A 5,998-nucleotide genomic window follows, 5' to 3' on the forward strand; every position below is an offset into this window, starting at 1 on the left:
GACTGGGACCGGGCTCGGGAGCTGACGCCGACGCCGTTCGGCGGGGAAGTGGCCTGGCTCGCCGAGTATGCGCTGCTCGCCGTAGGGCAGCCACAACTAGCAGTGATACTGGGCTCGTCCGCCGCAAACGCCGTCGTCAGGGCCGGTCGCGAACGAGGCATGCTCAACCGCCACGCAGTCCGGGCCCTGGAGGTGCTCGAAAGTGTCTTCGACGCTGTCAAGGGTCTGGAACTCCGGCCCGAGCACTTCTTCGAGTGGCCTTCCGAGGCCCTGGGCGGGACGACACCCCGCGCATACCTGGCCGCGAAACCCCTGGTGGACAACGAGTCGCGCCTCGCTGTCCGCGACGCCCTTCGCGAGTTCACTGCGGCGCAGGCGGCAGGGATCGAAGACGAGCAGGAAGAGCACGCCGGTACGTCGCCGGAGCCTTCCGCAGACATCGAGCACCTGCCCACCGAGGACCGCGCCCGGCACGAGGCGGAACTCGCACGGCTGGCCGACACGTACGAGCGTCGGCTGGCGGAGGAACGGCAGGCCGCCGACGCACGCGTCACGGCCCTCCAGGCAGAGGCCGGACAACAGCTCGACGACCTGGAAGAGATTCTGCTGAACCGCGTCGACAAGGCGCTGGCACGCCAGGAGCAGCACCTGCGGCAGCAGGCCGAGGAGCGCATCGCGCGGCTCAAGGCGGAGCACCGCGAAGCGAACATGGCCGCGACGCGTCGTACACAGGAACGCGTCGTGGACCTCGAGATCCGGCTGCGACAGGCCGAAACGGCCATGTCGGCGGTCGCTTCCGAGCAGGTGTCCCGGTTGCAGGCCCACGCCGAGCAGGCGGAGAAGCAGCTGCACGAGTACCGCGAGGACGCTGTGGCACGCGTCGCGGACCTCGAATCTCGACTCCGGCAGACGGAAACGCGCCTGCGGCAGACCGAGGCGCGCCTCATCGCCCGGGACCGAGCCATGTACGAGGCCGGGCAGCGTGCCGCCGCGGACGTGGAGCAGGCGCAGCAACGGGCCGAGGCTGCGGAGCAGCGGGCGCAAGCGCTGGTCACCGCCGCCGAACAGGCGGAGGCGCGCGCGGTGCAGGGCGAACAACTCGCGGCGGCACGCCTTGCACAGGCCGAGCACGATGCCTGGGTCCGTATCACCGAGTTGCAGACGCAGCTCGCCGCACTGCAGGCACCGGCCGCCGACCGGGCATCCCTCAGGGACCGCTGGCGCCGGTCCTGAGGCGAGCCCGCGCTCCACCCACCGTCGTACCCGCTAGAACAGTTCCCAGGAGCACCATGGACGCCCGGCAAGAGCTCGTCGACTACCTTCACCGCCAACTCGTCGGCCCGGTCGCCGGAGAGTACGAGACCCTCGATGCCCCGCCCGACCGGCAGTACCTCATGGGCACCCTCTACCCGCAGGAGGCGGACCTACAGCGGCAACTGGACCTCGCGGCGGAGGAGCCGGACGGCCTCGGCACCGAAGCCCGGGCCGACGACACAGCTCCGTCCACGGATCCCGTTCCCGAGGCCAACTCCTGGCTGCCGTCCTCCCTGGGACTGAGCTTCTACACCGACACCACAACTGTCACCGTCAGCTGTTCGGGCGCACGTTATGAGACCAAGGCGGCGACGGGCGAACGCGGCCGGCGTTGGAAGCGGATTCCGCTCGACCCCGAGACACACACACTCGAAGCGGACCGCGATCGCGTGCTCGTCCTGGACGGCCGGGCTGAGCTCCGGGTGCGCCGCCGGACGTTCGGCAGCGGGCATCTGGTCACCGTGGCCCTGGTCAACGTCGCACACCACGAGCAGGCCCTCGGCAAAGCCGCCCAGTGGGACCGCATGCTGTTCCAGGTGGGCCTGACCGCCCGGCCCGTGGACGGGACCGTGCTGCCTTACCCGAGCATCCGGCTCGCCAGCCGCGATCCCGAGGAACAAGAACTGCGACTGCAGTACCGACACGTACAGACGCATGCCGTCGGACACGGGTGCGCCGTGGAGGAGCTGCGCGACGAGGACACCGGGCGCGTGACCGGAGTGCGGGCAGCCGTCATGCCGCAGGCCGAGGTCAGCGGCACCCGGGCCGCGGGCCTCACCGACACACCCGTCCTCAACGTCCTGCACCTGGCGGACCCCGACGTCTCAGTGGAGCAGCTCCGCGAAGAACTGGGCGAGTTCGCCACCCACTATCGCGCCTGGTACGTGGGACAACTCAATGCGGACATCCCCGAATGGGGACGGGACGCCGCAGACCGGATCCTCGAGCGCATCGGTACGGCGGTCGCCCGCATCGAGTCGGGTGTGCGCACGCTCTGTGACCCGCGCCGCCCCGAACTCCTGCGCGCCTTCCGAGCGGCGAACCAGGCCATGGCGTTGCAGATGCGGCACTCCGCCCACGACCAGGCCGGCGAGCGGCGCGCCCGCCGCGACCCGGTTCTGCTCGACCCGACACCGCACGCGGACGCCACCTGGCGGCCGTTCCAGCTCGCGTTCTTCCTCCTTGCCGTGGACGGCATAGCCGATCCCCGGCACCCCGACCGCGGCACCACCGACCTGATCTGGTTCCCCACAGGTGGTGGAAAGACCGAGGCCTACCTGCTCCTGGCCGCTTTCGTCATGCTTCTGCGCCGCACCGCTTCCGACGGCGGCGGGACCGCGGTGCTCAGCCGCTACACCCTCAGCCTGCTCACCACCCAGCAGTTCCAGCGCGCGGCCACCACCGTCTGTGCCCTGGAGACCCTGCGCCGAGCCGATCCCGAGACGTACGGACAGGAGCCGTTCTCCATCGGCCTGTGGGTGGGCGAGGCCACCTCGCCGAACTCCTACGACACCGCCCGCACCAAGTTCGAGGAGGTACGCAGGGCTGCCAAGCCGGACGACGTGTTCATCCTGGACCGGTGTCCCTGGTGCGGCACGCGCATACTTCCCTCCCACAAGTCTCCGGACATCGGGGACTACGGTGTGCGGGCGGCAGCCGACTCCTTCGCCTTCTTCTGCCCCCGCGACGAATGCGCCTTCCACGACGAGCTGCCCGTCGGTGTCGTGGACGAGCAGTTGTACGACCGTCCGCCCACGTTCGTGCTCGGCACCGTGGACAAGTTCGCCCGGCTGGCCTGGGAGCCGCGTGCCGGGCGGCTGTTCGGCGCCGGCACCGGGAACCTGCCGCCAACCCTCGTCATCCAGGACGAGCTGCATCTGCTCACCGGCCCTCTCGGTACCACGGTGGGCCTTTATGAGTCGGCGGTGCTCGGCCTGTGCACCACGACCGAGGGAATCAGCCCCAAGGTGGTGGCCTCGACGGCGACCATCCGCCGCTCCGGCGAGCAGGTCCGCGCACTGTACGGCAGTGACGTGCAGCTCTTCCCGCCCGCCGGACTCGACGCCAGGCACTCGTACTTCGCCGAACCCGACACGTCGCGACCAGGACGGCTGTACCTCGGGGTGATGGCCCAGGGTCACACCGCGGGCCGTGCCTCCGTGGCCACCGCCGCTGCCATGCTTCAGGGCGCCTGGGAACTTCCCCTGGAGAACCGCGACGACTACTGGACCCTCGTCGCCTACCACCACAGCCTGCGGGAACTCGGGCGCACCGTCACGGCCGCGGCCGACGACATCCCGGCCCAGTTGAAGGGCCTCGACTCCGGCACCGGAGCAGGGATACGCGAGTTGCGGGACGATCAGGTGCAGGAACTGACGAGCAACCTGCCGCGGGCGGAGCAACCGGTTCTGCTCGACCGGCTTGAGAAGGGCTGGCAGGACGAGCAGTCGGTGTCCTTCCTGCCCTGCACGAACATGTTGTCCGTGGGCGTCGACGTGAAGCGGCTGTCGCTCATGCTGATGCAGGGGCAGCCCAAGACGACGGCCGAGTACATCCAGGCCACCAGCCGCGTGGGCCGGCACGCCGTACCAGGTCTCGTCGTCACGTTCTTCAACGCGACCCGCCCCCGCGACCGCTCGCACTACGAGACGTTCGACGTGTACCACCGCTCGCTCTACCGGCACGTCGAACCGACCAGCGTCACACCGTGGTCGGTGCCTTCGCGACGGCGGGCACTCCATGCCGCGCTCGTCATCCTCGTACGACACCGTCTCGGCCTGGCCGCGGAGAACCAGGCCGGGGGAGTTCTCGACAGGATGACGGAAGCCGAGTCGCTGGCCGATGAGCTGACGGCACGGGTGGTCGCCGCAGGTGAGGACCTCGCCGCCGAGGCCGTGCGCCAGGAACTCGGTGAACTCCTGGCCGACTGGGAGGACGCCGCACGCGAGGCGCGCAAGGAAGGCCGGGAGCTGTACTACCGCAGCCAGGGCAAGGGCCAGTCCAACCTGATCAAGAGTTTCGAACAGCGCTACGGCCTGTGGGAGACCCCCAACTCCATGCGCAACGTCGACCGGGAATGCCAGGTAATGGTGAAGGGAGCGGACCTGTGAGCCGGACACTTCGGGTACGTCAGTCGCAGACCGTCCTGCCGTTCGGGGTCGGAGCCGTCTTCGACATCCAGGGCGAATCGTTCGTGGCCACCGGCATCGGGGACTGGCCGCAGCGCGCCAAGCAGCGCGTGGAGTCGACCAGGCTGGCCGCGCGTCTCGGCGTCACCGGCTTCTACGCCGCACCGCCCACCCCCAACGAACGGTACGACGTGCCGGACGCGCCCGGCGCTCCCTACATCCGCTTCCCGTCCTGGCTGTTCTGCGGCGCCTGCCGGCGCATGAAACGCTGGCGCATCGCCGACGAGAAGCCGGGACAGCCGCCGCGTTGCCCGTCCTGCTCACCCGGGCCCACGTTGGCGCCCATGAGGTTCGTGCAGATCTGCTCCGCCGGCCACCTCGGAGACATCGACTGGTGGTTCTGGGCTCATTCGCGACGCGAGGCCACCGAGCGCCGGGAGTGCGGCGAACGCGAGAAGCTGCGCTTCCTGGTCTCCGACCGGGCCTCCGGCCTCGAAGCCCTGTCAGTCGTGTGCACGGCGAAGGGCTGCGGAGCCGTGCGGGACCTGCTCGACATCCTCGGCACGCACGGCATGCGCTGCTCCGGGCGCAACCCGTGGCAGCGGGCCAACGAGGCGGTGGAGTGCGTCAAGCCCGTCCAGATAGTTCAGCGCACCGCAGGCAATCTGTACTACCCCGTGGTGCACTCGGCCCTCGACATACCCGAGACGGAAACCGCGGTGTACGCCGACGAGTCACTCGCGAGCCGGGTGCGCGAGCACGACCTGTGGGTCTCCCTGTGCAAGGTCGCCGCGACCCCGCGCGCCGAAGTCTTCCGCGAAATGATCAAGGATGACACCGGAGCGGACGGCGCCCTGCTGGATGTCCTCCTGGCCGAGGAGACCGGACAGCCAGTGGCGGCCGCGTCCGGGCCGGCCGCCGTGCCCGTGCGCCCCGACCTCAGCCGCGAGGAGTGGGCGGCGTTCATGGCTCCCGTACCGCCCGCCACCCGGGACTTCGCGCTGCGCGCGACCACGCTCGACCTGGCGCAGGAGACCATGGAACCCTGGGTGGGCCTGCGGCGCCGCATCGGGCGCGTCCTGCTCGCAGACCGGTTGAGAGAAGTGCGCGCGCTGTCCGGTTTCACCAGGGTGTCCCCGGACGCGACAGTCGTGCCCGCCGACACCGCACGGCGCCTGAAGTGGCTGCCCGCCGTCGAGGTATTCGGCGAAGGCATCTTCCTCACCCTCGACAAGGACTCACTGACCGAGTGGGAAGCGGACGACCGAGTACGTCGCCGCGTCGCCGGAATGCGTGCCGACCTCGACCGAGCCTTCCAGAAGGACCGGCTGGAGGCCCTCACCGGGGCGGAGCTCTCGCCGAGGTTCGTTCTCCTGCACACGCTCGCGCACCTCCTCATCCGCCAGTTGTCCTTCGAGTCCGGCTACACGACGGCGAGCCTCCGCGAACGCATCTACGCCCGCCCTGACCAGGACCAGTACGGCATCCTCGTCTACACCGCCGCCGGAGACGCCGAAGGCACTCTGGGCGGACTCGTGCGCCAGGGCGAACCGCCC

At 69.9% G+C, this 5,998-nt stretch carries 2 protein-coding genes and 1 pseudogene; all 3 read left to right on the forward strand.

Annotated features, from left to right (window positions below):
• A pseudogene (locus tag StrepF001_RS46115) lies at positions 1-1,233 on the forward strand (hypothetical protein); the annotation flags it as partial.
• 56 nt (positions 1,234-1,289) lie between these two features.
• Positions 1,290-4,424 (forward strand): helicase-related protein, encoded by a 3,135-nt coding sequence (locus tag StrepF001_RS44075; RefSeq protein ID WP_129803690.1) that lies wholly within the window; start codon positions 1,290-1,292, stop codon positions 4,422-4,424.
• Positions 4,421-5,998 (forward strand): DUF1998 domain-containing protein (locus StrepF001_RS44080; RefSeq protein WP_129803691.1); only part of this gene is annotated, 1,578 nt, incomplete at its 3' end. The genes StrepF001_RS44075 and StrepF001_RS44080, both read left to right, overlap by 4 nt.

Origin of the sequence: Streptomyces sp. F001 (genome assembly GCF_004187715.1) — a bacterium.
Taxonomy (GTDB): domain Bacteria; phylum Actinomycetota; class Actinomycetes; order Streptomycetales; family Streptomycetaceae; genus Streptomyces; species Streptomyces flavusporus.

Excerpts from the sequence above, each read along its gene's own strand:
- StrepF001_RS44075 (WP_129803690.1), top strand. The coding sequence starts at position 1,290 with ATGGACGCCCGGCAAGAGCTCGTCGACTACCTTCACCGCCAACTCGTC.